The organism is Thioalkalivibrio sp. ALMg9 (genome assembly GCF_000380625.1).
Classification (GTDB): domain Bacteria; phylum Pseudomonadota; class Gammaproteobacteria; order Ectothiorhodospirales; family Ectothiorhodospiraceae; genus Thioalkalivibrio; species Thioalkalivibrio versutus.
The window spans coordinates 185,035-209,959 of record NZ_AQYC01000007.1 but is presented as its reverse complement, the minus strand read 5'-3'; the positions used below and the strand labels follow the sequence as shown (position 1 = coordinate 209,959).

20 protein-coding genes are annotated in these 24,925 nt (G+C 67.1%); 9 read left to right on the top strand and 11 right to left on the bottom strand.

What is annotated here, in order from left to right; genetic code table 11:
* The first annotated feature begins 20 nt into the window (after positions 1–20).
* Entirely contained in the window at positions 21–1,247 is a 1,227-nt protein-coding gene (gene ispG, locus F792_RS0104545) for a flavodoxin-dependent (E)-4-hydroxy-3-methylbut-2-enyl-diphosphate synthase (protein WP_018168549.1), read from the top strand.
* Between the two features lie 193 nt (positions 1,248–1,440).
* Here ispG and F792_RS0104540 read toward each other — a convergent pair whose 3' ends face one another.
* Both F792_RS0104540 and F792_RS0104535 read right to left on the bottom strand, forming a co-directional pair.
* Complete coding sequence (locus F792_RS0104540) at positions 1,441–3,006, bottom strand: PAS domain-containing methyl-accepting chemotaxis protein (protein ID WP_018168548.1); 1,566 nt, start codon at positions 3,004–3,006, stop codon at positions 1,441–1,443.
* A gap of 169 nt (positions 3,007–3,175) precedes the next feature.
* Entirely contained in the window at positions 3,176–4,558 is a 1,383-nt protein-coding gene (locus F792_RS0104535) for an HDOD domain-containing protein (protein WP_018168547.1), read from the bottom strand.
* A 113-nt stretch (positions 4,559–4,671) separates the two neighbouring features.
* Here F792_RS0104535 and motA point away from each other — a divergent pair, with 113 nt between their 5' ends.
* The 3 genes from motA to F792_RS0104520 are packed head-to-tail and all read left to right on the top strand — an operon-like array spanning position 4,672 to position 7,586.
* Entirely contained in the window at positions 4,672–5,526 is an 855-nt protein-coding gene (gene motA / locus F792_RS0104530; protein ID WP_018144402.1) for a flagellar motor stator protein MotA, read from the top strand.
* A 19-nt stretch (positions 5,527–5,545) separates the two neighbouring features.
* Complete coding sequence (gene motB, locus F792_RS0104525; protein WP_018168546.1) at positions 5,546–6,496, top strand: flagellar motor protein MotB; 951 nt, start codon at positions 5,546–5,548, stop codon at positions 6,494–6,496.
* A 1-nt stretch (position 6,497) separates the two neighbouring features.
* Entirely contained in the window at positions 6,498–7,586 is a 1,089-nt protein-coding gene (locus F792_RS0104520; RefSeq protein WP_018168545.1) for a GTP-binding protein, read from the top strand.
* A 126-nt stretch (positions 7,587–7,712) separates the two neighbouring features.
* Here F792_RS0104520 and F792_RS0104515 read toward each other — a convergent pair whose 3' ends face one another.
* The 5 genes from F792_RS0104515 to F792_RS0104495 form a co-directional block, all read right to left on the bottom strand.
* Positions 7,713–8,501 carry a sulfite exporter TauE/SafE family protein gene (locus F792_RS0104515; protein ID WP_018168544.1) on the bottom strand — a complete coding sequence of 263 codons (789 nt, stop codon included), beginning with the start codon at positions 8,499–8,501 and terminating at the stop codon, positions 7,713–7,715.
* 18 nt (positions 8,502–8,519) lie between these two features.
* Positions 8,520–9,500 carry a M14 family metallopeptidase gene (locus tag F792_RS0104510; RefSeq protein WP_018144406.1) on the bottom strand — a complete coding sequence of 327 codons (981 nt, stop codon included), beginning with the start codon at positions 9,498–9,500 and terminating at the stop codon, positions 8,520–8,522.
* 97 nt (positions 9,501–9,597) lie between these two features.
* Positions 9,598–13,503 carry an EAL domain-containing protein gene (locus tag F792_RS0104505; protein WP_018168543.1) on the bottom strand — a complete coding sequence of 1,302 codons (3,906 nt, stop codon included), beginning with the start codon at positions 13,501–13,503 and terminating at the stop codon, positions 9,598–9,600.
* Positions 13,504–13,533: 30 nt separating this feature from the next.
* Positions 13,534–13,968 carry a response regulator gene (locus tag F792_RS0104500; protein WP_018168542.1) on the bottom strand — a complete coding sequence of 145 codons (435 nt, stop codon included), beginning with the start codon at positions 13,966–13,968 and terminating at the stop codon, positions 13,534–13,536.
* The gene (locus F792_RS0104495) at positions 13,965–16,052 is read right to left on the bottom strand and encodes a PAS domain S-box protein (RefSeq protein ID WP_018168541.1); all 2,088 of its coding nucleotides are present in this window, start codon (positions 16,050–16,052) and stop codon (positions 13,965–13,967) included. The genes F792_RS0104500 and F792_RS0104495 overlap by 4 nt, the downstream gene beginning before the upstream one ends.
* A 241-nt stretch (positions 16,053–16,293) precedes the next feature.
* Between F792_RS0104495 and hisI the strand changes: the two genes are divergently transcribed.
* From hisI to F792_RS0104470, 5 genes are all read left to right on the top strand, one after another.
* Entirely contained in the window at positions 16,294–16,734 is a 441-nt protein-coding gene (hisI, locus tag F792_RS0104490; RefSeq protein WP_018168540.1) for a phosphoribosyl-AMP cyclohydrolase, read from the top strand.
* Positions 16,731–18,140: a cysteine--tRNA ligase gene (cysS, locus tag F792_RS0104485; protein ID WP_018168539.1), complete on the top strand. Its 1,410-nt coding sequence runs from the start codon at positions 16,731–16,733 to the stop codon at positions 18,138–18,140. Before hisI ends, cysS begins: the two co-directional genes overlap by 4 nt.
* Positions 18,141–18,145: 5 nt before the next feature.
* Entirely contained in the window at positions 18,146–18,793 is a 648-nt protein-coding gene (locus F792_RS0104480; RefSeq protein ID WP_018168538.1) for a DUF1007 family protein, read from the top strand.
* 69 nt (positions 18,794–18,862) lie between these two features.
* Positions 18,863–19,930: a nickel/cobalt transporter gene (locus F792_RS0104475; RefSeq protein ID WP_018168537.1), complete on the top strand. Its 1,068-nt coding sequence runs from the start codon at positions 18,863–18,865 to the stop codon at positions 19,928–19,930.
* An 89-nt stretch (positions 19,931–20,019) separates the two neighbouring features.
* Positions 20,020–21,822 carry a long-chain fatty acid--CoA ligase gene (locus F792_RS0104470; protein WP_018168536.1) on the top strand — a complete coding sequence of 601 codons (1,803 nt, stop codon included), beginning with the start codon at positions 20,020–20,022 and terminating at the stop codon, positions 21,820–21,822.
* Positions 21,823–21,944: 122 nt separating this feature from the next.
* Here the strand turns inward: F792_RS0104470 and F792_RS0104465 are convergent, their stop codons facing one another.
* The 4 genes from F792_RS0104465 to F792_RS0104450 all read right to left on the bottom strand — a co-directional run bounded on the left by F792_RS0104465 (position 21,945) and on the right by F792_RS0104450 (position 24,884).
* Complete coding sequence (locus F792_RS0104465; protein ID WP_018144415.1) at positions 21,945–22,415, bottom strand: DsrE/DsrF/DrsH-like family protein; 471 nt, start codon at positions 22,413–22,415, stop codon at positions 21,945–21,947.
* Positions 22,416–22,520: 105 nt separating this feature from the next.
* Positions 22,521–22,667, bottom strand: coding sequence for a hypothetical protein (locus F792_RS14875; protein ID WP_018144416.1), 147 nt, complete (start codon positions 22,665–22,667; stop codon positions 22,521–22,523).
* 102 nt (positions 22,668–22,769) lie between these two features.
* Positions 22,770–24,335: a dynamin family protein gene (locus F792_RS0104455; protein ID WP_018168535.1), complete on the bottom strand. Its 1,566-nt coding sequence runs from the start codon at positions 24,333–24,335 to the stop codon at positions 22,770–22,772.
* A gap of 27 nt (positions 24,336–24,362) precedes the next feature.
* Positions 24,363–24,884, bottom strand: a complete 522-nt coding sequence (locus tag F792_RS0104450; protein ID WP_018144418.1) for a hypothetical protein — start codon at positions 24,882–24,884, stop codon at positions 24,363–24,365.
* Between the last annotated feature and the right edge of the window lie 41 nt (positions 24,885–24,925).

The following is a 24,925-nucleotide window of genomic DNA, read 5'->3' as shown; positions in this document are numbered from 1 at the left end:
CCTCGCGCCCGCGCCTACTGATGAATACGACTCCCAAGCGCCACAAGACCGTCCCCGTCCGCGTCGGCAACGTCACCGTCGGCGGCGACCACCCAGTGATGGTGCAATCGATGACCAATACCGACACCGCGGACGCCCTGCGCACCGCCGTGCAGGTGGCGGAACTCGCGCGCGCCGGCTCCGAGGTCGTGCGCATCACGGTGAACTCCGAGGCCGCGGCGAAGGCCGTACCGGAGATCCGCGAACGCCTGGATGCGATGGGACTGGACGTGCCGCTGGTCGGGGACTTCCACTTCAACGGCCACAAGCTGCTGACGCAATACCCAGAGTGCGCGCAGGCGCTGGCCAAGCTGCGCATCAACCCGGGCAACGTCGGGCGCGGCTCGAAGCGCGACAGCCAGTACGCGGCCATGATCGAGACCGCCTGCGAGCACGACAAGCCGGTGCGCATCGGCGTGAACTGGGGCAGCCTCGACCAGGCCCTGCTCGCGCGGATGATGGACGCGAACAACGAGCGCGCCGAACCCCTGTCACCGGAAGCGGTGATGCAGGAGGCCCTGATCACCTCGGCGCTGGAGAGCGCGGCCGAGGCCGAACGTATCGGCCTGCCGCATGACCGCATCATCCTGTCGGCCAAGGTCAGCGGCGTGCAGCCGCTGATCTCGGTCTATCAGGACCTGGCCGCACGCTGCGACTATCCGCTACACCTGGGTCTGACCGAGGCCGGCATGGGGGCCAAGGGCATCGTCGCCTCCACGGCCGCGCTATCGGTGCTCCTGCAACAGGGTATCGGCGACACCATCCGTATCTCGCTGACGCCGGAGCCCGGCGGCGACCGTACTAAGGAAGTCCTGGTCGCGCAGGAGATCCTGCAGAGCATGGGGCTGCGCAGTTTCCTGCCGTCAGTAGTCGCCTGCCCCGGCTGCGGACGCACCTCCAGCGAGTACTTCCAGCATCTGGCGCAGGACATCCAGACCTACATCCGCCACCAGATGCCCACCTGGAAGGAACGCTATCCGGGCGTGGAGGAGATGACCGTCGCGGTGATGGGCTGCGTGGTCAACGGCCCCGGCGAGAGCAAGCACGCCAACATCGGCATCTCCTTGCCCGGCACCGGCGAACAACCGGTCGCCCCGGTCTACGAGGACGGCGAGAAGACCGTTACCCTCAAGGGCGACCGCATCGCCGAGGAATTCCAGGCCCGCGTCGAGGCCTACATCGAACGCCGCTACCGCCAGACCGCCTGACGTTCCCGTTCACCACGAGGCGCAGAGAACATCAGGGCCTCTGCCGACACATGAACTTGCAGGATGCGGTTCGCTGCGCTCAACGCATCCTGCCCACTGCGTGCCAACGCGGTTCCGCCCGCCATCGCCACGCAGGCTCGACGCCACCGTTCCAACCCCTACCGAGTCGATAACGGCCCGATCGAGGCTCGGCTTATTTCTGTTCGAAGCGGTGGATCAGCGCCTTCAGTTCGGCGGCCTCGGCCTGCATCCGCGCGCTGGCGTCGCGGGCATGGGCGGAGACGGAACCGGTCTCGGTGGCCACATCGCGAATGGACGTCACGTTGCGGTTGATCTCCTCGGAGACCGCGCTTTGTTCCTCGACCGCGGTGGCGATCTGGGTGTTCATCTCGGTGATCTGACCAACGGCCTCGCGGATGCTGGTCAGTGAATCGCCCGCCGCCTGGGCCTTCTCCACCCCGTCGGCAGCCCGCTCCTGACTGGCACGCATCGCGGACATGGCCTCGCGCGCCCCGGACTGCAGGCTCTCGATCATATTGCGAATGGTCACCGTGGATTCGTCGGTGCGCTGCGACAGGCTGCGCACCTCGTCGGCCACCACGGCGAACCCGCGGCCGTGTTCCCCGGCGCGGGCGGCCTCGATCGCGGCATTCAGCGCCAGCAGGTTGGTCTGCTCGGCGATCTCGCGAATGACACTCAGAATCTTGTCGATCTCCACGGTGCTCGCTTCCAGCTTGCCGAGCTTCTCGGCCGTGGACTCGACCTCCGCTGCCATGCGGTTGATCACGGAAACCGTGTCGTTCACGACATCCTGACCGGCCCCGGTTTCCTTCTCGGCGTTGTTGGCGGCCTCGGCGGCGCGCGCGGAGTTGCTCGCCATCTCCTGGATGGTCGAGGTCATCTCGTTCATCGCCGTGGCAACCTGGTCGATCTCGTTTTGCTGGCGCTCCACGCCGGCGGCGGTCTGGTCCACGCTGCTGGCCATCGAGTGGGCACCGTCACTCACCGCCTCGGCCTTGTCCTCGATGCGTCCCAGCACGGTGCGCAGCTTGGCCTCGCCGAAGCGCTGCACCAGCTCCAGCGAGGCGCTGTCATCGCGGCGCCCCGTGTAGATGGCCTCCATGACCGGGTTGTCGAACTGGGCCTGGGCGCGCTTGACCGCCTGGCGCACCCCGGAGGTAAACACCAGCGACGCCACGCCGCCGACAGCGAAGATCAGCACCAGCAGGGCCGCCTGCACCACAGGCGAAGACGCCGAGAACACGACGGCGAGCGCCAGCAGGACGCCCACGATCCAGGTGCCCGCCAGGCGACAGGTCAGGCCGTGATACCAGCGCCGTGCGAAGCTCCGACCCCGGTTGATCGCGGCATACACCTTCTCGGCGCGTGCCACATGTTCGCGCTCCGGGATCGCCCGCACCGACTCGTAGCCGGTCTTGCGCCCGTTCTCGTAGGCGGGGGTGACAAAGGCGTCCACCCAGTAATGATCGCCGTTCTTGCGCCGATTCTTGACGATGCCCATCCAGGCCCCATCGTCCTTCAGGGTCGCCCACATGTTCGCGTAGGCGGCCTCCGGCATGTCCGGGTGGCGCACAATATTGTGTGCAGCCCCCTCCAACTCCGCGCAGTCGAAGCCGCTGACCGCGACGAAGTCGTCGTTCGCATAGCGAATGCGGCCTTTTTCGTCCGTGGCCGAGATCAGATCCCCATGCCGATCGAGCGAATAGGCCGCCTGGGTGACGGGAAGATTCTTGCGCATGCCGTACTTCCTTATTCTTGTATGCCGAACAGGACGTGTCCGGCAACCCAAATTCGCGCGGGCCGTTCGCTGCGACCCGCGCCCTCGAGGATGATCCCCGGCGAATATATTCGCTCTTACGAATGTATCGACCCGGATGCCCCAAACTTGAATCGCACCCGGCGGCGGCCTACCGGGGTTCAACGGGCCGCGATGCCGCCGCCAGCACACGCCGAAAGCCCTCGAAGGCGAACGGGGTCAGCTCCAGGTCACGCGAACGCCGGTCGGCGTAGACCAGGCCCAGCACGCGCTCGCCATCGCACAGGCGCGCGACGAGACAGTCGACCCCGCCGGTCAGCTTGCGCACCGCCGGAGGCATCTGCTCATGGATGCGCTTGCGGTCCCACCACTGCGGCGTGTCCTTATCCAGGACCTGCGCCAACGGTCCGAGCGCCGCACGGTTGATCACAAAGTGGCTGAACTCCGGCTCGTGCAGCGTGCCGACCAGGTGCTCGGCACGCAGCGTCTCGCCATCCCGGGACAGACGGGCAAAAACCACCCGGTTCAGGCCTACACCGAACTGCATCACCCGCAGCATCCGCCGTACGCGCAGCTCGCGGTTCTGCTCTTTCTCGAGCGCGCCAATCCCCTCTTCCAGCAGGTCGACCCGCGGCATCAGGGCCAGGCGCGGCCGATGTGGCTCGCGCAGCCAGACCCGCCCGGGTATCTGCGGATCCAGCGGTTCACGATGATAGACCGCGACATCCGCGTTGAAACGCTCGATCACCGCACTGATCCGGTCCGCGGCCTCCTTGTCCGTCAAACCCATCAACCCGGCTAGCAGCGCGAGGTCGCGGTCACCGCGCGCGGTATCCATGCCGCGAAAGACCTGCCAGGCCACGGCACTCGCGACCATCACCTCAAAGGCCCGGTGATGCGCCGCATTGACCGCCCGCAGTGTCCCCTGCACCAGTTCCGGCAGCTCCATTTGTTCCGCCATCGCACGCGAGAGATCGTCCGTTGCGTACCCCAGCGCGGTGTAACTGGCCTCGTCCGGAAGCGCATTCAGCTCGAGGATCTCCATCAGCCGGGCCAGGCGCGGCTCGCCCTCCACCAGCAGGGCGAGCAGGCCGAGCTGATTCAGCAGGGCGGCCAGGGCCAGCTCGCCCGGCTCGGTATCGTGGCGCTCGCCTGCGATTTCGGTCGCAATCATTGCCGCCAGCCGCGATTGCGCCGCCATCTCGCGATAAGCCTGCGGCTGGGTAACGACATCCTCGACGCGCGGCGCCGCAGTCGCCTCCTGATGGACGTTCTGCAACCCCAGCATGGCGATGGCGTCCCCCACCGCGTGCACTTCCTGGCGCAGGCCGCGGCGCGAACGGTTTGCACGCAGGATCAGACGCAGGCTCAGACCGGGGTCGCGTTCGGCGTAACGCGCCAGTTCGCGCAGCGAGCGCTCAACCAGGGCGTCGGGGTCGGCAAACACCGCATCGCTCGCCTCGAGGATCGGCCATTCCACGGCCGTCAGGCGGGCGGCTTCGTCCATGTAGGGCGCGTCCTTGTCCAGGGACATGCTGTACCTCGCGCAGGGGAGTCGTTATGGTTATGCCCGTCACTATAGCAACTGCGGCACTGTGAACTGGCCCGCAGAACCCCTACTCGAGCCCACATCCCGGAACCCCATCAGTGAAGTACATTCTCGGCTTTATCATCGTGCTCGGCGGCGTGTTCGGCGGCTTCATGCTGCACGGTGGCAATATCATGGTCATCTGGCAGCCGTACGAATACATGATCATCGGCGGCGCGGCCCTGGGCGCCTTCCTGATCGCCAACCCGTTGCGGGTTGTGATCACCGTCATGAAGTCCCTCCCCCAACTCCTGAAGGGGGGTGCCAAGTACTCGCGCGACGACTATCTCGACCTGCTCGCGCTGATGTACAAGCTGTTCACCAAGGCCCGCAAGGAAGGCCTGATGGGCATCGAAGGCGACGTCGAGGAGCCCGAGGAGAGTGCCCTGTTCCAGGCGCATCCCCGGGTACTCAAGGACCATCACGCGGTCGAGTTCATCACCGACTACATGCGCCTGATCATCTCCGGCTCGATGAACCCGCACGAGCTGGACGCCCTGATGGACGTGGACCTGGAGACCCACCACGAGGAATCCGAGCGCCCCAGCCATGCGGTCAACCGCGTGGCGGATGCCCTGCCCGGCTTCGGTATCGTGGCCGCTGTTCTGGGGATCGTGAACACCATGGGCGCAATCGGCGGTTCGATCGAGGAAATCGGGATGAGCGTGGCAGCGGCCCTGGTCGGCTCCTTCCTCGGCATCCTCCTGGCCTATGGCTTTGTCGGTCCAACCGCGGCCGCCCTGGAGTCGCGATCCCAGGAAGAAGCCAAGTTCCTCCAGTGCATCAAGGCCTGCATCCTCGCCAACGTTCAGGGGTACAGCCCGCAGGTGGCAGTGGAATTCGGGCGCAAGACCATGGAAAGCGAGATGCGTCCCGGCTTCGCCGAACTCGAGGAGCACGTGAAGGCGGCCTGAGGCCGTCCGGACCGAATCCATGGGCGTCGAAGACAAGACCCAGCCGATCATCGTCAAGAAGAAGGTGGTCAAGGCGGCCCACCACGGGGGCTCGTGGAAGGTCGCCTTCGCCGACTTCGCCACCGCGATGATGGCCTTCTTCCTGCTCCTGTGGCTGCTCGCGGCGATGGAGGTAGAAGAACGCGCCGGGCTGTCGGAATACTTCAAGAATCCGTCGGCCTTCGACGGCGAGGCGGCCCTGCCCGGGCAGGCCCCGGGCGACGGCACCGGCGTGGACCCGTCGATCATCGACTTCGAGGGCCTGCCCGAGATCCTCGATGACCCCGAGCGCATGGACGCCCCCGTGGGCATCGACGAGCAGACCTTCGACGACCTGGCCGAGGCGCGCGACCGTGAGGCCCTCGAGACACTGCAAAGGGCCCTGGAGGAAGCGGTCGAACAAAGCCAGGCGCTGGAGCCCTTCAAGGACCAGTTGCTCCTGGACATCACGCCCGAGGGCCTGCGCATCCAGATCATCGATCGCGAGAACCGCCCGATGTTCGACAGCGCCAGCGCGCGGCCCCTCGAGCACGCCGACGCGATCCTGCGTGAACTGGCCAGCCTGATCAACAAGGTCCCCAACCGCGTCTCGATCACCGGACACACCGACGCGCGCCCGCTGCTGCGCCCGGACTACACCAACTGGGAACTCTCGGCCGACCGTGCCAACGCGGCCCGCCGCGCGCTGATCGCCGGCGGCACCCAATCCGACCAGATTGCCCAGGTGGTGGGTCTGGCGGCCAGCGTGCCCTTCAACCGCGAAAATCCGGAAGCGGCCATCAATCGCCGCATCTCCATCATCGTCATGTCCCAGCAGGCCGACGATGCCATGCGCCAGAGCCTGGAGAGCGAGGGCGTGCGCCCCGACACCCTGGGGCCGGCAGACAACGGCACCGCCCCACCGCCCGCGCAACTGGACGACCCCAGCTAAAATGGCCCAACATCGCGACATCCCGCTGAACCTGATCACCGGCTTTCTTGGCGTCGGCAAGACCACCGCCATCCGTCACCTGCTCGCACAGCGCCCGGAAGGCGAGCACTGGGCTGTGCTGGTCAACGAGTTCGGCGAGATCGGCGTGGATGGCGGGCTGCTGGCGGATACCGGCGTGGCCCTAGAAGAGGTTCCCGGCGGGTGCCTGTGCTGCGTCTCGGCGCAGATGTTTACCGTCGGCCTGAACCGGCTGATCCGCAGCCAGAAACCCGACCGCATCCTGATCGAACCGACCGGTCTCGGGCACCCGGCGCAGATCATCCGCACCCTGACCGAACCGCCCTACGCCGGCGTCCTCGATCTGCGCGCCACCGTGACCCTGATGGATGCACGCCACCTGGCCTCGCCCCGCCATCGCGAGCACCCGACCTGGCAGGACCAGATCGCCCTGGCCGACGTGCTCCTGGCCAACAAGGCCGATCTCTACAGCGAGGATGACCGCGAGACGCTGCATGCCTACGTCGCCGCGATGCCCTCGCCGCGCCCCCTGGTGGTCGAGACGACTCAGGCCCGCATCGAGCGCGAATGGCTGGACCGGCCCCGGCTGGAGCGCGGCGGTGCCCTGTTCCCCGAGGCCCGCGCCTTCCTCGACGCCGCGACCGAATCCACGGACCATGACCATGACCATGACCATGACCATGACCATGACCATGACCATGACCATGACCATGACCACGACCATGACCACGACCACGCTGCTCCGGCGGCAGATGAATGGGTCACCATTGACACCCGTGGCGATGGCTACATCGGTCGCAGCTGGCTGATGCCCGAGGGGCAGGTCGTCGACCACGCAACGCTCGCAGGCCTGGTCGACGGCTTTACCGGCGACCGCTTGAAAGGACTGGTGGCAACCGACCAAGGCTGGCACCGCATCAACCGCGTGGACGGCCACGGTGGGCTGGAGCCAATGGCCGCCCCCAACACGCCGCTGCGCCCCCGCATCGAGGCCATCCTGCCGGAATCCGATACCGCCGCCCTGGACGCCCTCGCCCGGACACTCGACGCCGCACGCACCCCGAACCCCTGACCGGGCCCTCAACGCCAATGGCAGACGCTTCGCAGGCTACGTTGAGCCCCGCGAAACGCATCAGGACGCACGGGTACACGGAAAGACGTCACGCCGACCGATGCGTTTCGCTTCGCTCGACGCAGCCTACACGTCAGGCGATGCGAGCCAGGCCGGATCGAGGAAAAACAAGAGGGTAATCACCGCCCCGATCAGGGTGACGGCATGCCGATAGCCGGCCTCCGGCACGCGGCGCACCAGGGCGATACCGAGCCGCGCGCCCAGGATCGCACCGGCCCCGACAGCCAGCAGCCCGGTCGCGACCACCTGCCCGCCCGCGATGTAGACCCCCACCGCCATCAGGGTCAGCACCGAGGAGAGCAGGTTCTTCACCGCATTCGCCCGCGCGAGATCCGTGATCCCCTGGCCACGCAGGATGGCCAGCAGCAGGATGCCGACGCCACCGTTGAAATAGCCGCCGTAAGCGCAGCCCAGCCCAGCCCCCAATACCCGTAGCGGCCCCGAATGCGTCCGCGCGGCCTGATGCTGTAGCCAAGGGCCGAGGGCAAACAGCACCGTGGCCAGCAGCAACAGCCAGGGGATCAGCGCGCGGAACCGGGCATCCCCGGTCAGCAGCAGCACGGAGGCCCCCAGGGCCCCGCCCAGCACCCCCGCCAGCAGCAGGCCCCAGGCCAACCCCCGGCCCAGCTCCTGCCCCGCCCCGCGTAACTGCCGCCGATCCGCCAGCACGCTGGCCAGATAACCGGGCAGCAGGGCCGCGGTCCCCGTGGCATTCGCGGCCACCGGCGGCACGCCAACGCTCATCAGGGCCGGCAGGGTCAGGAAACTGCCGCCACCGGCCACCGCATTCAGCAGGCCGGCGAAGAACCCGGCGGCGAGGAGCAGCAACGCAACGCCGGAGGGCGCAAAGTCCATGCCGCGCGGTATCCCGGCTCAGACGACCTTGCGGTCACTGAACTCGGCGCGATAGAACCACTCGTTGCCCGGCAAGGAATTGGGGTTGGGAAACACGATGAAGCCCGGCTCCGGGGCACGCACCTCGGTGCCGTCGGCACGCGTACCGATCAGCTCGCCGGCCGCCAGCGGATCGAAGCTCTTCCACTCCCGCGCAAAGCGGTCATCCGGGTGGTCGCGGTCGATCACCTCGACCAGACGCAGCACCTCCGGACTGGCCTGGCCCGCGGTGGCCGGGGCCTCCAGCATGTCCAGATGCGCGAGGGTGTTGCGGATCGCGTTGTACGCCACCTCCGGCGCCTGCGGGTCGTCATGCTGGCCGCATTCCAGGGTCACGCCGTAGCCGCCCTGCGAGCGCATGTACTCGGTGGTGCCGATGCCGTAGCTCGGGTCGGTACTGAGCATCTGCGCGCGCTGGCTGGCGTTCGGGTTCTTCATCCGGCGCGCGACCCCGCGGGCGTAGGTATCCAGCCAGCCCTCGACCATGCGCTGCGGCCCCAGGCAGGCCGCCAGCGCCTGTTCCTCGGCCGCGTGCGTGAAGCCTTCCAGCTCGCCGTCATTATCGCGCGGGCCGAGCATGATGAACGGCTGCCCACCGGTGTGGAACGAGTGCAGATCCAGCAGCACATCATGCGCCGCCAGCAGCGGGCACAGCACGTTGGCGATGCGGTCCTCGAAGTCCTGTGGGTCGTCGGTCACGCGCAGATTGCGGTTCAGGTTGCGCTCGCCCATGCGGCTTTCCAGCTGATAGGCCAGCGGGTTGGTGCGCGGCACCAGCGTCAGTTGTCCGCGCAGCAAACGCCGCTGCCCCGACTCCAGCTCCGCGTGCAGGCGTTCGGTGGCCTGGGTGCCACAGGTCTCGTTGCCGTGCACCGCCCCCAGCACGATCAGACGCGGCCCCGGCTCCAGGCCGTGAAAGGTGATCGAACGCAAGGCAGTGGGACGGGACGGATCGGACATCGGGGCAGCTCCGGGCAAGAGACGGGCCTAAAGGCTACCGGAGCGGCCCAGGGGATGCCATGCGGGCATGCCTGACGACACTGACCAGCGGGGCCCCTCAGGGTGTCGGCAGGCCGGCATGCTTCGTCATCCAGGCATCCAGCGCCTCGATCTCCAGCGGCCGACTGTAGAGATACCCCTGACCCAGGGCACAGCCGCGCTCCTGCAGGAAGGCCGCCTGCTCCGCCGTCTCCACGCCTTCGGCGATCACCTGCATGTTCAGGTTGCGGCCCATCGCGATGATGGTGGCGGCGATCTCGCGGTCGGCGCTCTCGCTGGCAACACCATCCACGAAACTGCGGTCGATCTTCAGGACATCCAGCGGATAGGTCCTCAAGGCCGCCAGCGAGGAATACCCGGTCCCGAAGTCGTCGATGGCCAGCTTCACCCCCAGCGCCTTCAGCGCCACCAACCGTGCAATCGCCTGATCGCCCTGCTGCATGATCGCGGTCTCGGTGATCTCCAGCTCCAGCTGGGCGGCCGGGAAGCCGGTCAGCGCCAGGATCTCCGCCACGCGATTGACGAAGTCGCTGCGCTGCAGCTGCACCGGGGACAGATTGACCGCCAGACCGAAATCTCCGGCGCCGCGGTCCAGCAATCGGCGCCCGGCGTCGCAGGCCTCGCGCAATACCCACTCGCCCAGTGCAACGATCAACCCGGTGTCCTCGGCGATCGGGATAAAGCGATCCGGCGGGATCATCTCCCCCTGTGCCGGCTGCCAGCGCAGCAGCGCCTCCATGCCGAAGGGTTGCCCGTCCTCCAGCCGCACCTGTGGCTGGAAATGCAGCCGCAACTCGCCGTTGTCGTCCTGCAGGGCCTGGCGCAGTCGGTTCTCCAGCTCCAGGCGCTCGTCGGCCGCGCGTGTCAGGGCCTGGGTATAGACACTCCAGGTCTGGCGCCCGGATGCCTTGGCCTGGTACATCGCCGCATCCGCGTGCTGGATCAGCGCGGTCACGGTGTCGCCATGATCGGGGTAGAGACTGATACCGATGCTGCCATTCAGATAGACCGAACGCCCGTCCTCCAGCGTAAAGGGGCGCTCGAAGCTTGCCAGCAAACTGCGGGCGCAGCGCGCGATCTCGTCGTCGCTGTCCGGGTTCTCCGCCACAATCAGGAATTCATCGCCGCCCAGCCGACCCAGCACATGGGTTGGCCCCAGCACCCCGCGCAGACGCCGCGCGACCTCCACCAGCACCTGATCGCCCGCCGGGTGCCCCATGGAATCGTTCACGTTCTTGAACCGGTCCAGATCGAGATTCAGCACCGCAATCCGGTGCCCATGCATGCGGGCACGCTCCAGCGCCTGCCCCAGCATCACCTGCAGCTGGCTGCGATTGGGCAGGTCGGTCAGGGCGTCGTTCTGAGCCAGGTACTGCAACTCTTCCTCCGAGCGGCGCAACTCGGACATATCGGTCAGCACCCCGGAGTAGTGCAGGGCCTGACCCTGTTCGTCGTAAACGGTGTTCAGGCTCAGCCACTGCGGGGCCACCTCACCATTGTGCCGGCGGTTCCAGATCTCGCCCTGCCAGTGACCCTCGCGCTGCAGGCTGTCCCACATGTGCTTGAAGAACTCTCCGTCATGGCGCCCGGACTGCAGAAAGCTCGGGTTGCGCCCCAGGGCCTCGCCCTCGGAAAAACCGGTGATGTCGACGAAGGCCGGATTCACCGCGACGATCCGCGGGGTCAGGTCGGTGATGATGATGCCGTCACGGGTACTCTCGAATACCGCCGCCATGCGCCGCAGGCCCAGCAAGGCCTGGCGCCGTTCCAGCGCCGCCCCCAGACTGGAGGCGACGATGCGCGCCAGGCTCTGGTCCGCATCGGTCCAGCGCTGCGCGCGCCGCACCCGGTCGAGCGCGAGGAACCCGCGGTACTCGCCCTCCACGTACAGGGGTACCAGCAGCACAGCCTGGCTTTGCGAGGCCTCCAGGATCGCGCGTTCCTCATCCGGCAGCTCGCGGGTCAGCACATCGATCGCACCGCCGCCCTGCAGGATCTCGTGCCAGCGCGGCAGGACCGATTCCAGGCTCAGGTTGCGCAGCGGCGGCGGGCGGATCATCTCCTCGGCATCCGAACGCACCCAGTAGTAGCGGTGGATATCCAGGGCCTCGCGCACCGCGTGGTCCAGTTCGGCCACCAGCACATAGGCCCGGTCGGCGCCAGCCTCCTGCCCCAGTTCGGCCAGCAGCCGGTGGATCACGCTGGCGGGGTTGTCCTCGCGCAACAGTTCCACGGTCAGCTCGGCGGCAGTGCGCAGCGCGCGCTCGCGCTCGCCGAGTGCCTGCGAGACGCGCAGCTTCTGCGCCGCCAGCCCCGCGATCTGGGTGAACTCGTCGATCAGCACCCGTTCGCCAGGGTAGGGTCCGCGTGACGCGCCGAGATAAATACCCAGGGTGCCCAGCACGCCACCGTCGGCATCCCGGAAGGGGAACGACCAGCAAGCGCCAAAGCCCGCCCCACGCACGAGATCGCAGAACCCGGCCCAGTTCGGGTGCGTCCCGCAGTCCTCGATGATCATCGGCTCGCCACTCCAGGCGGCCTCGCCGCAGGAGGCCACCCCCTGGGCAGCGCGGATCCGGCGGGTCGCACTGCGCAGCGGGTCCGGCAGCCGCGGAGCCGCCACGCCGTAGAGTTCCTGACTGTCGGCATCCAGCAGCATGATGCAGCCGTGCAGGTCAGGCGCCAGCGATTCCAGGCCCTTGACCACATCCTCCAGCAGGCGTGGATCGCGCTCCCCCGTGGCCAGGCGTGCCAGTACGTTCCCGCGTACCTCCTGAACGCGCTGGTCCAGCACCCGCCGGGTCACGTCCACCAGACTCCCGGACAGGCCCGTGGCCCGGCCCGCGGCATCCAGATTGACCTGGCCGCGCAGCTCCAGCCAGCACAGCGAGCCGTCGGCCGCGCGCAGACGAATCTCGGCCTCCAGCCGGCCGTCGTCGGCCTCCACGGCGCGCGTCAGCAGTCGCGCGGCCAAACCGCGATCCTCCAGCGGCATGAACGACAACATCTCCTCGCCAATCGACAATTCCACCGAATGGCCGGTGATGGCCGTCCAGGCCGGATTGAGGAAACGCCAGCAACCGGCGGCATCGGTCTCGAAGACGATATCGCCGGCGCGTTCGATCACCTCGCGGTAGCGCCGTTCGGAGGCCGCCAGCGCCGCACGTTCCCGGCGCAGCCGCACGCGGGCATACACCTGGTCCAGCAGCATCGGCAGGGTCTTCAGATAGCCCTCGTGCTTGACCGTGTAATCCTCCACGCCCATACGCAGGGCACGCGCGGCGAGGTCCTCGGTGCCTTGCCCGGTCACCAGGATGGTCGGCAGGTCCAGTCCGCGGTCCTCGCGCACCAGGCGCGCCAGCTCGAGGCCGTCGATCCCGGGCAACCGGTAGTCCACCAACAACAAGTCAAAGCCCAGCTCCCCGGCGGCACTTTCCGGTAGCGCCGCCAGGGCCTCCTCGGCGGTGTGCATCGTCGCCAGCTGCACATGTGGGGCCGTGCGCGCCAGTTCGCGACAGGTCAGGCCGACATCGAATTCGCTGTGCTCGACATACAGTACCCGCAGCGGCTCACGCGCCTCGATCACCCGCAGCTCGCGCCGGGCGCAAGCATCCACCACCCGCCCCGGAAGGCGCTCCAGGTAGCCATCGGCCTTGGTCAGATAGTCATCGGCACCCGCGCGAAACGCCGCCACCACGGTTTCCTGTTCGCCGTGCCCGGTGAGCACCAGCACGGCCTCGCCGCGTCCCGCGGCGTGCAGCTCGCTGATCAAGTCGAGACCGCTGCCATCCGGCAGGCGCAGATCCACCACCACACAGTCGAAGCCATCCGCCCCGGTCAGCGCCGCGCGCGCCTCGGCCAGAGACCCCGCCGGGGACACGTCGGCGCCCGGCACCTGACGTTCCAGGACGCGGCGCTGCAGATCGGCATCTGCCGAGTTATCTTCTACGAGCAGGATTCGCATGGGGTCTCGGGTTGCAAGGGGGCCGCGGCTTCAGACCGGCGGGTGGTTAAGCAGGCACCAGTAGAGCTCGACCTGCTCGGCGACCTGCACGAACTGGGCGAAATCCACTGGTTTGACGATGTAGGAGTTGGCGCCGCAGTCATAGGCAGTGGCGATGTCACGGTCCTCATTGGAGGAGGTCAGCATCACCACCGGAATGCGCCGGAAGCGTTCGTGCGCACGGATACGCCGAAGCACCTCCAGTCCGTCCACCTTGGGCAGCTTGATATCCAGCAGGATCACCGCCGGCGGCGCGAGTTCGCCGCGCTCCCAGCGATCGAGAAACTCCAGCGCCTCCACCCCATCGCGCGCGGTCTCCAGCGGGTTGGAGAGGTTTCTCCGCTTGAAGGCGCGCTGCATCAGATCGATATCCACCGGGTTGTCCTCCACCACCAGGATGGAGGGCTGACGTCCGGCGTGGCTCATCGCGGGAACTCCACGTGGAAGGCGGCCCCCTCGCCCGGCGTGCCCTCGGCGCGGATCTCGCCGCGCAGCCGGTGGACTGCACGGCGCACCAGGGCCAGGCCGACGCCGGTCCCCGGATAAGCCTCGGCTCGGTTCAGGCGCTGGAAGATATCGAAGATACGATCCCGAAACGCCATGTCAAAACCGATCCCGTTATCCCGCACCGTGATCCCGAGTGTAGCGCTGCGGGATTCGGCCTGCACCGTTACCTGCGGGGCCTCGCGCTCGGCACTGAACTTGAACGCGTTCTCCAGCAGGTTGCGCAGGATCAGGGCGACGCCATCCGGGTCGCTTACAAAGCAGAGATCAGGGTCGATCTCGATACTCACCTCGGCGCGCTCACGGAGTCCCGGATCCACCGACTCCAGCACCTCCTCCACCAGCGCGCGCACGCGGACGGTGCGCTCCTCCAGCGGCCGACGCTCCATGCGCGAGTAGGCCAGAAGATCCGAAATCAGTTCGTTCATCTGCGCCACGCCATTGCGGATATTGCTGAGGAAGACGCGACCCTCACCCTCCAGCTGCTCGCCGTAGTCCGCCTCCAGCAACTGGCTGTAGCCCTCGATTCCGCGCAGGGGTGCCTTCAGGTCGTGGGAGACGGCATAGGAAAACGATTCCAGTTCCTGGTTGAGCGCCTGCAGGGCCGCCGTGCGTTCCGCCACCCGCTGTTCGAGCGTGGCGTTCAGATTGCGCAGTTCCAGTTCGTTACGCTTGAGCTCGGTCACCTCCAGCACCGTGCCCTGTACGTAATGCAGGCCGTCGGCGCGCTCGATCGGCGCCTCCATGGTGAGACTGAACCAGGCCTCCTCGCGCGCCTCGGGCCGGGCCTTCAGGAGCAACCGCTGGGGCCCGGGCCGGCCGCCGGCGATCAGGGTCTCCATCACCGCGGAGAAGCTCGCCCCGTCCGCGGACTCGAGGTCGAAGAAATTGCGGGCAAACGACTCCAGCGTCGGCTTGCCGTAGTGGGAATCACAGCCCAGCAGCGCATACAACCGATCGGACCACCACAGCTCGCGGTTCTCCAGCAGGTACTCCCAGCTGCCCAGCCCGGCGTGGCGCTCGGCCTGGCTCAGGCGATCCACCTGGCGTGCCAGGGCGGCCTCCGCCTGCTTGCGCGCCTCGATATTGCGCAGCGTTACCAGCAGCAGCTTCTCTCCGGCGATCTCGGTGACCTGCAGGTTGGCCTCCACCCAGAACCCATGACCGTCACGGTGCCGGGCGCGCCACTCGAACACCAGCTGTTCGCCACGCCGGGCGCGCTCCATCAGGGCCTTCTGGCGCTGAACGTCGAATCCGGTCTCGTCCGCGCTAAGGTCGTCCACGTTGCAGGCCAGCAGCTCGGCACGGCTGTAGCCGTACATCTTCTCGGCCGCAGCGTTAATCCCGATCAGGGCCTCGGTATCCAGGTCTTGCAGCAGGATCGCCTCCTGCACGTTGTCGAAGATCGCGCGGAAGCGGGTCTCGGAATCACGCAGGTCCTGCTCGGCGCGCCGGCGTTCGGTCACGTCCACCAGCAGACCATTGATACGGATGACCTGCCCGGACTCGTCACGGGTCAGCCAGGTCCGGTCTTCCAGCCAGACCCAGCCGCCCGGTCCGTCCCGCAGACGATACAACTGGGTGTAACGGTCCGGGCCGCGCTCGATGTGCGCGGCGACCTCGGCCACGATGCGGTCGATATCGTCGGGATGAATCAGGTCGGCATAGTGCACCTCGCCGCGCAGCAGGGCATCGCGGGCAATGCCCCAGCGCTCGATATTCGGGGAGACAAAGGTGACCGGCCAGCCGGGGGTGGTAGCCCACTCAATGGCAACCACTGGGGAACGTTCAACAATCCCGGTGAGCCGGCGCGCCTCGCGCGAGGCGCGGTCACGATCCTTCAGGGGGAAATACACCAGCAGGAACAGGAGGATGGCTGTGACCACCACGTAGCCCCAGCCCTTGAGGGTCTGCAACTGCCCCAGCAGCTCCAGATCGTCGACCATCAGCAGCAGGGCCCGGTCGGACAGGGCGATCCAGAGCAGCCCGACGATCAGATACAGCACGGCGATGAGTAACGCGGTGCGCCCCGCGCTGGGTCTCCAGCTTCCCTTGTTGCCTCCCGCCATGCCATTCCTCCGACCGCCATGGAGACGCGGCCGGCATTCCCTGCCCGCCAGCTGTCCTGTCTCGAGCATCGACCACCCGTGGCCCAAGCGCAACCCAGGGCAGGCGGGGCCAGTTCGCGGGCTTCGGAGCGCGGTTCGAAAATGGTATTCTTCGCCGCTCCCGCAAGCGGACGCAGCGATGTTCAAGCAACTCGAAGGCGAGTCCCGTGGCGAGCGCCACCCGACCCCAGCGGTCCTGGATCGCCTGAAGCTCAATGCCGGCGGTCTGATCCCCGCCATTGCCCAGCAGCACGACACCGGCGAGGTCCTGATGCTGGCGTGGATGAACCGCGAGGCCCTGGACGAGACCCTGGCGACCGGACGCGTCTGCTACTACTCGCGCTCGCGCCAGGCGTTGTGGCGCAAGGGCGAGCAGTCCGGGCAGGTGCAGCAGCTGCATTCGCTGCACCTGGACTGCGACGGCGACACCCTGCTGCTGAAGGTCGACCAGACCGGCCCGGCCTGCCATACCGGGCGGCGCAGCTGCTTCTACCTGCAGGTCGAACAGGACACCGTCGTGGTGACCAGCGATCCCGAGATCGCCCCCGAGACGCTGTACGGCAAGGACACCGGGCAATGAGCGCGGCCCGGACCCTCAGCCTGCACAACACCCTGGGCGGGCGCGACGAGCCGTTCGTGCCCCAGGACCCTGAGCGGGTGACGCTCTACGTCTGCGGCCCCACCGTGTACAACCGCGTGCACATCGGCAACGGCCGGCCGGTGGTCGTGTTCGACGTGCTGTTCCGCGTGTTGCGCGAGCTCTACGGCCCGGATCACGTGGTCTACGCCCGCAACATCACCGACGTCGACGACAAGATCAACAAGGCCGCCGCCGACAACGGCGAGCCCATTGCCGCGCTGACCGAACGCTTCACCCGGGCCTTCCACGAGGACATCGCCGAACTGGGCACGCTGGAACCCACCCTCGAGCCGCGCGCGACCGAACACATCCAGCCGATGATCGAGCTGATCGAGCGCCTGATCGAACGCGGCCACGCCTACGTGGCCGACGACCACGTGCTGTTCGACGTGACCTCCTACCCGGACTACGGCGCCCTGTCCGGGCGCTCGCTGGCGGACATGCAGGCCGGCGCCCGGGTCGAGGTCGCCGACTACAAGCGCCACCCCGGCGACTTCGTGCTGTGGAAGCCGGCCGCGGCCGACGAGCCCGGCTGGGAGAGCCCCTGGGGCACGGGCCGCCCCGGCTGGCACCTGGAATGCACGGCGATGATCCGCAGCCACCTGGGCCCGATGATCGACATCCACGGCGGCGGCCACGACCTGGTCTTCCCGCACCACGAAAACGAGATCGCCCAGGGCTGCGCGGCCGAGGGCTGCCACGAACACGGCACCCACTACGCCCGTTACTGGGTGCACAACGGACACCTGACCATCGACGGCGAGAAGATGTCCAAGTCACTGGGCAATTTTCAGCTGCTGCACGACCTGCTGCAGCACTACCCCGGCGAGGTCCTGCGCCTGGCGCTGCTGTCGCGCCACTACCGCGCCCCGCTGAACTTCTCGGAAGAGACCCTGACCCAGTCGCGCAACAGCCTGAATGGCCTGTACCGCGTACTGCGCGATGTGGCCGACATCGAGGCCGACGACATTGCTGCCTCCGACACGGCAGTGTTCACGGCGCTGCTGGATGACCTGAACACCCCCGCCGCGATCACCGCGCTGCACCGCATGACCGACGCCCTGGCAACAGCATCCGACGATGCCGAACGGGCCCGCCGCAAGGGTGAACTGCTGGCGGGCGCCGCCCTGCTGGGTCTGCTGCAACAGGACCCGGCCGCGTGGTTTCAGGGCGACCCCGGGGACGATGACCTGGCCGCCTGGGTGGAGGAGCGCATCGCCGCACGCAAGGCCGCGCGCCAGGACCGCGACTTCGCCAAGGCGGATGCCATCCGCGACGAACTCGTGGCGCGCGGCATCGAGCTGGAAGACACGCCGGACGGCACGCGCTGGCAGCGCGCCACCTGAAACCGATGGATCTGCGCCCCTGGCTCATGCGATTGACGCTGGTTCTGGGCCTGCTCCTGCCGGCCGGCGCGCTCGCCCACCCGCATGCGTGGATCGACCTGCGCATGGGGCTGGTCTTCGACGATGCCGGCAACCTGGCGAGCATGGAGCAATCCTGGCGCATCGACCCGACCTACAGCCACATGCTGCTGGAAGACCTGACCCGGGACCTCGACGGTGCCACCGGCATCGACGCGGCGCTGGAACACGCCGCCGAACGCATGCTCGGAAACCTGGCTGCCTATGACTACTTCACCGAACTGAACCTGGGCGACGAGCGCCTGGACGTGCCGCAGGCCCGCAACGCGCGCCTGACCCTGGAGGACCGGCGCCTGCACCTGCGTTTCGAGCTGCCGCTGGACGAACACGACATCACCGCCGGTGACGCCTTCACCTACCGCGTCTTCGATCCGGAATACTGGATCGAGATCCGGCACGATCCGGACGACATCGTCTTCGTGGAGAATCGACCCGGTTGCGAGGTCGCCGTCACCGAGCCCCGACCGGACCCGCAGCTGATCCGCTACGCCGCCACCCTGGAACGTTCGGACCGCAGCCCGGTCAACGACCTGGGCCGTCACTTCGCCGAAACCGCCGCGCTGGAATGCGACTGAGCCAGGTGCTGCCGCGCGATCGGATGCCACGCACACCACACCGCAGCCTGAGTGTTATACAGTAACGCCATGCGCACCGACCAAGACCTGTTCCGCCGCCCTTCCCTCAACCTGCTACTCCTGTTGCTGGCCCTGCTGTTTGGCGGCTCCGGACTCGCGCAGGCCGAGACCGGCCACCCGCTGGGCGCCCCCACCGAGGCGCCCGCCGAACGCGACGCGCCCGCCAGTGGCAATCAGGCGCCAACCCCACTGGTTGAGCCCCCGGGCCAGCTGGAACGCCTGACCGGCTGGATGCTGCAGACCCAGCGGCAATTGCACCGCAGCCTGACCGAGGGCCTGCACGCCCTGCGCGACGGCCCGACCGCACAAACCGCCGGGGCGCTCATCCTGGTCAGCCTGCTCTACGGGATCTTCCACGCCGCCGGCCCCGGCCACGGCAAGGCGGTGATCAGCGCCTACCTGCTGACCCAGCCGCAAAACCTGCGGCGCGGCATCCTGCTGTCCACCGTCTCCGCGCTGGCGCAGGGCGTCACCGCCATCGCCCTGGTCGGTGTGTTGATCGGCCTGTTCGGCTGGCTGGCCCGCGACACCCTGGGTCAGGTACGCACCCTGGAGATCGCCAGCTTCGCCCTTGTCGCGCTGCTCGGGCTGTGGCTGATGGTTCGTGCCCTGCGCCATGCCTGGCGGCTGCATCGCGCCCACCGCGCTCAAGCCCACGATCACGATCATGCGCACGAACACGACGCGCACTGCGGCTGCGGCACCCCGCACCACGTGGATCCCAACCAGCGTGGTACCTGGTGGGGCACAGTGCTGGCCGTCGGCATTCGCCCCTGTTCCGGCGCGGTGCTGATCATGGCGGTCTCCACCGCCCTGGGCCTGGCCTGGGCTGGCGTGGCCGCCGTGCTGGCGATGTCACTGGGCACGGCGGCGACGGTCTCGGTGCTGGCGACCCTCGCCGTCTCCGCACGTGACTGGACCCGTCGCTGGCTGGGCCCGACGCGCCTGGGCCGGCTCACCTACATTGGGCCGTCCCTGGGCCTGGCCGGGGGCGGCGTGATCGCCCTGATCGGTCTCAGCCTGGTCCTCGGCGCCATCGCCTACCAACCCGTCGCTCACCCGCTGGGGATTCGCTAGGCAGACGACGCCTCCACGGGGCTGAGCTTGCCCCGGATGGACACCTCCTCTAACGTCCGGGTCATCGGACCCCAGCGCGCGAGGCCCTCATGTCGTCGACCACCATCACCCCGGAGCAGGCCCCCACCCTGCCGGCGCTGTTCCGCACTCGGGTCTCCATGAGTCGGGATGCCCCGGCCTATCGCCACTTCAGCGCCGCTGAGGAGACCTGGAAGCAGACCACCTGGGGCGAAATGGCCGCGATGGTGGATCGCTGGCAGGCTGCGCTGGCGCGCGAAGGTTTCAAGCCCGGGGAACGCGTTGCGCTGATGCTCGGCAACTCGCGCGAGTGGGTCGCCCTCGACCAGGCCGCCACCGAGCTGGGCCTGATTACCGTGCCACTGTACACCGACGACCGCCCCGACAACGTCGCCTACATCATTGGCCAGACTCAGGCCCGCCTGCTCTTGCTGGGCGAGAGCATGCACAACCGGCGCCTGTCCGAACACTTCGAAAACATGCCCTCGCTCAAGCGCATCGTGTGTCTGGGCCAAACCGAGGGTGAGCCCGATGACTCGCGGGTGATGCACCTCGACCGCTGGCTGGAACGCGGCGACCCCGACCAAGTGCGTCGCCCGGACCTGGACCCCCTGGGCCTGGCGACCATCGTGTTCACCTCCGGCACCACGGGGCGACCCAAAGGCGTGATGCTGTCGCATCGCAATATTCTCGACAATGCCCAGGCCTCTTCCACCGCCGGACCGCTGTCGGATACCGACCGCTTCCTCTCCTTCCTGCCCTTGTCCCACATGCTGGAACGTACCGGCGGCTATTACATGCCCATGCTGATCGGCGCCGAGGTCGCTTTCGCGCGCTCTATCCAGGGTCTGGGCGAGGATCTGATGTCCGTGCAGCCCACCGTGCTGATCTCGGTCCCGCGCATCTACGAACGTGTGCATGGCCGTATCCAGGCCGGCCTGAAGGAGAAATCCGCGATCGGCCGTGGCCTGTTCAAGGCCACGGTGGCCATTGGCTGGCGCCGCTTCGAATACCAGCAGGGCCGTGCATCCTGGTCCCCGGGCCTGCTGCTGTGGCCCCTGCTGGAACGAATCGTGGCGCACAAGGTGCTGAATCGCCTGGGCGGCAAGCTGCGCTTCGCCGTGTGCGGCGGCGCGCCGCTACCGCCACCGATTGCCCGCTTCTTCATCGGCCTCGGCCTCCCGGTACTGCATGGCTACGGCATGACCGAATCCAGCCCGGTGGTCAGCGTCAACACCCCGGACGACAACCTGCCCGCCTCCATCGGCAAGCCCCTTCCGGGTATCGAAGTAAAGATCGGCGAAATGGACGAGCTGCTTACCCGTTCCAGCAGCGTCATGCTTGGCTACTGGAAGAACGAAGAGGCCACCGCCTCCACGATCGACCAGGATCATTGGCTGCACAGCGGGGATCAGGCACGAATCGACGACGATGGCCACATCTTCATCACCGGGCGCCTGAAGGACATCCTCGTGCTGACCAATGGCGAGAAGGTCCCGCCGGCGGACATGGAGATGGCCATCGCCCTGGACGCCCTGTTCGATCAGGTCATGGTGGTCGGCGACGGCCACTCCTTCCTGAGCGCCCTGGTGGTCCCCGAACCCGAGGCCTGGACGACCTTCGCCGAGGACCACGACCTCGACCCCAGTACTGCCGGACGCCTGTCGCGTGCCACCGAGCGCGCCCTGCTCCAGCGCATCCAGTACCAGCTACGCGACTTTCCCGGCTACGCCAGGATCCGCCACGTCTACGTGGTGCACGAACCCTGGTCGGTGGACAACGGCATGCTGACCCCGACCATGAAGCTCAAGCGCCCGGTCATTACCAAGCACTACGCCAAAGCCATCGAGGCCATGTACGCCGGCCACGACTGATCTTTTCTCTTTTTATCCACCACGAAGCGCCCTTTGACCCACCGGAAGCACCCCAAAAACGAAAAAGGCCCCGCAGCGCAACGCCGCGGGGCCTTGATGGGCGCGCCAGGCGCGCGGCCGGTTCAGATGAACAGGCAGATATCGGACTCGCCGGCGAACTCGAAGAACGCGGCGGCCCCGGCGTATTCCACGCCGTCGATGAATTCGCTGGTGTCCATGTCGAACAGGTCCACCGTCATCTGGCAGGCAATCATGCGTACCTCGGCCTCCAGGCACAGCTCGCGCAGGTCGCCCAGATCGGAGACGCCCTTCGCCGCCATCTTTTTCTTCATCATCACGGTCATCATCTTCTGCATGCCCGGCAGGGCCTGCAGAAGCACCGGCATCGGCATCGGCATCGGCATGCCCGGATTGCCCAGCGAGGTCACCTGCAGATCCAGTTTCTTGCGCAGCAGCTGCAGGCCGTAGAAGGTAAAGAACACCTCGCAGTCGTAGCCCAGAGCGGCCGCCGTGGAGGCGAGGATGAAGGGCGGATACCCCCAGTCCAGGCTACCCTTCGTGGCAATGATGGCCATCTTCTTTTGATCACTCATTTCTACTTTCTCCTCCAGTGGTAACAGGAATCGGATCCGCCACAGCCCCCTGCGCACGATCCGTCCCCAGTTGGTTAAAGCCCGTGGGTGTCGGGGCGGGAGAGCCTACTGCTCCGACGCCTGACGCCCCCTGCGCCAGTCGCGGATCAGTGCACACCCGGCACAAACCCCCAGCGCTGCCATGCTGGCCCATACCGAGATGGGCACCAGGATCATGGCCAGCGCGAACATAAGCCACGCCAGTATGGTCATCGTTCTCCTCCTGCACAACATTAGCGGCCGGTAACCGCGCCCGCTGGTCGTGCTGCTCGCTGCGAGCCGGCGCAGGAGGAGGCATCATGCCTGCCCCTACCCCTAGCGCCTCTCCGGCGCCTCCGGCTCGGCGTAATCGCGGGGCGCATCCGTGCCCGGCGTCGGGTCGGGGACCGGGGCTTCCGGCTCCTTCGGGTTGTAGACATCGCTGGCCGAGGCCCGCCCGCCCTGGCGCGAGACCGGACTGGCATCCACAAACTGGTTGTTCAGGCGCTGGATGTAGGCCTCGGCGCGGTCGCGCAACTGATGCAGGCGGCCGATCATCCGCCGCCCCAGACCCAGCGGTGCACGCCCCATCATCGGGCGCCAGGGACGCGTGTTCTTCTCGAAGGCCGCGCGCCAGTTACCGGCGGGGGTCTCGGTCGGCAGCGTCCGCGCGATGCGGCGCGCCAGCCAGCGGCGATTGAAGAAGTGAATCCCGCCGAGCACGATCGCCAGCACCACGATGCCAAAAACAGTCAGCAACGGGCGCTCGCCCATCGACTGCCAGACGCTGCCATCGGTCCACGGGGCCACGCCACCGGTCCACTGATAGCCAATCAGACCCAGGATCACCGCGACCACCGCGAACATCCCGGCGTCGAACTGCACGACACGGCGGCGCCAGCGCTCGAGCGCACGTTGCAGCGCCGGCATGACGTCCATCTCGATGGATTCAGCGATCGCCTGCAGCGAGCCAAGGATCCGGTAGGAACGCGAGGAACTGATCTCCTGGATCTTGGCGTGGATCTCCTGGCGGTCGCGCCGGGATTTTTCCTCGTAGCGCGCGCGCACCTGAGGATCGCCGATCTCGACCGCCGCACTCTCGTTGTACAGGCAGTAGAAACGCCCGGTGGCATTGCCCTGACGCACCACCGCGCGCTGCCAGGCCGAAACCACCTCTTCCAGGTTGTCCTCGCGCCAGGTGGTGTCGATCTGGTTAAGGATAAACACCAGTTTGGTGAAATCGTTGCGCTCGGCGACGCGATTGACCAGGTGCTCCAGGGTGTCGCGCATCGCGCCAGGTTCCGGGTGGCGGGCATCGAAGAACACCAGCACCAGGTCCGACAGATCGATGATGTGGTCGGTCAGCTGCAGGATCGTCGCGCGCTGCTCGTCGGCATCGAACCCGGGAGAGTCGATGATGATGCGCCCGCGCAGATGCTCCGCGCGCGCGGTCTTCATCGCCAGAAAATGATCCACCGTACGCCCGCCGCCGTCGGTGATGCGCTCGATCTCGTCGGATACGCGATAGAACGGGAAACGCGGATCGCCGTCCAGCGCGAGCCCCGGCAGCTCCTGCACGTGCTCGCTTCCGCCGTAGCTGATCACGGTGAACTTGTCGTCCACCGCCTGCGAACCGCTGCGCTGCACGGTGGTGCCCACGTATTCGTTGATGAAGGTGGACTTGCCGGCCGAGAACGTCCCCAGCATGGCGATCATCGGCCACCAGGAGATGGTGAAGGCGTAGGAGTCTTCGGTGGGATCCAGCAGACCGGCCGCATAGCCGACCCGGTCCAGATCACGGAAGGGGTCGACCACCCCTTTCAGGACCGGATTCTCTTCGGCAAGGCGGTCGCTGAGCAGCTTGAGCTGCTTGCGTACCCGAGGGCCAGGACGATTGAACATGCGGACTCCGTCAGTCGAAACGCGTGATCAGCGCGGGTAATACGGCCCCGGCGAACCCCGGACCGGACCGCTCTGATCGGTGAATGGGTTGAACATGTTCATCATACCCATGGGCGCCCCCACATTGCGATTCAGACTCCACATATCCTGTTGCATGCCCGTGATCGCGCCCGCCATCACGCTGGTATCCCGCGTCATCGAGCCGATATTGGCATCCATCGAGCGCGTATTTCCCGCGATCACCGCCACTTCCTCGTTCATTACCCGCATGGTGTTGTTGATGTCCGTCATCTGGTGGTCCATCGAGGCCATGTGCCCGGCGATAGTGGACATGTCGCGATCGACCACCTGGGTCATCTGGGCGATCTCCTGGGTCAACTGGCTGACATCCCGGGTCAGGCTGGTGATCAGCCAGAACCCGTAGATGGCCAGGACCACGAAGGCCAGCAAGGCGGCGTACACAATCAGCTCCACACGCCGGGAGCGGGCATCCGCCTTGTCCGCCTCGTCGCGGACCCTGTTGAAATCACTGTTGCTCTCGTCGCTCATTGAACGCCCTTGGTCGATGCACGGAAACGGATTCGATACCC

Bases quoted from the DNA above. Each gene is read 5' to 3' on its own strand.
- F792_RS0104465 (WP_018144415.1), bottom strand. From the start codon at position 22,415: ATGAGTGATCAAAAGAAGATGGCCATCATTGCCACGAAGGGTAGCCTG.
- motB (WP_018168546.1), top strand. From the start codon at position 5,546: ATGGGCGTCGAAGACAAGACCCAGCCGATCATCGTCAAGAAGAAGGTG.
- F792_RS0104540 (WP_018168548.1), bottom strand. From the start codon at position 3,006: ATGCGCAAGAATCTTCCCGTCACCCAGGCGGCCTATTCGCTCGATCGG.
- F792_RS14875 (WP_018144416.1), bottom strand. From the start codon at position 22,667: ATGACCATACTGGCGTGGCTTATGTTCGCGCTGGCCATGATCCTGGTG.
- cysS (WP_018168539.1), top strand. From the start codon at position 16,731: ATGAGCGCGGCCCGGACCCTCAGCCTGCACAACACCCTGGGCGGGCGC.
- F792_RS0104505 (WP_018168543.1), bottom strand. From the start codon at position 13,503: ATGCGAATCCTGCTCGTAGAAGATAACTCGGCAGATGCCGATCTGCAG.
- F792_RS0104480 (WP_018168538.1), top strand. From the start codon at position 18,146: ATGGATCTGCGCCCCTGGCTCATGCGATTGACGCTGGTTCTGGGCCTG.
- F792_RS0104535 (WP_018168547.1), bottom strand. From the start codon at position 4,558: ATGTCCCTGGACAAGGACGCGCCCTACATGGACGAAGCCGCCCGCCTG.
- F792_RS0104510 (WP_018144406.1), bottom strand. From the start codon at position 9,500: ATGTCCGATCCGTCCCGTCCCACTGCCTTGCGTTCGATCACCTTTCAC.
- F792_RS0104515 (WP_018168544.1), bottom strand. From the start codon at position 8,501: ATGGACTTTGCGCCCTCCGGCGTTGCGTTGCTGCTCCTCGCCGCCGGG.
- F792_RS0104470 (WP_018168536.1), top strand. From the start codon at position 20,020: ATGTCGTCGACCACCATCACCCCGGAGCAGGCCCCCACCCTGCCGGCG.
- F792_RS0104455 (WP_018168535.1), bottom strand. From the start codon at position 24,335: ATGTTCAATCGTCCTGGCCCTCGGGTACGCAAGCAGCTCAAGCTGCTC.
- F792_RS0104450 (WP_018144418.1), bottom strand. From the start codon at position 24,884: ATGAGCGACGAGAGCAACAGTGATTTCAACAGGGTCCGCGACGAGGCG.
- F792_RS0104520 (WP_018168545.1), top strand. From the start codon at position 6,498: ATGGCCCAACATCGCGACATCCCGCTGAACCTGATCACCGGCTTTCTT.
- F792_RS0104500 (WP_018168542.1), bottom strand. From the start codon at position 13,968: ATGAGCCACGCCGGACGTCAGCCCTCCATCCTGGTGGTGGAGGACAAC.
- hisI (WP_018168540.1), top strand. From the start codon at position 16,294: ATGTTCAAGCAACTCGAAGGCGAGTCCCGTGGCGAGCGCCACCCGACC.
- ispG (WP_018168549.1), top strand. From the start codon at position 21: ATGAATACGACTCCCAAGCGCCACAAGACCGTCCCCGTCCGCGTCGGC.
- F792_RS0104475 (WP_018168537.1), top strand. From the start codon at position 18,863: ATGCGCACCGACCAAGACCTGTTCCGCCGCCCTTCCCTCAACCTGCTA.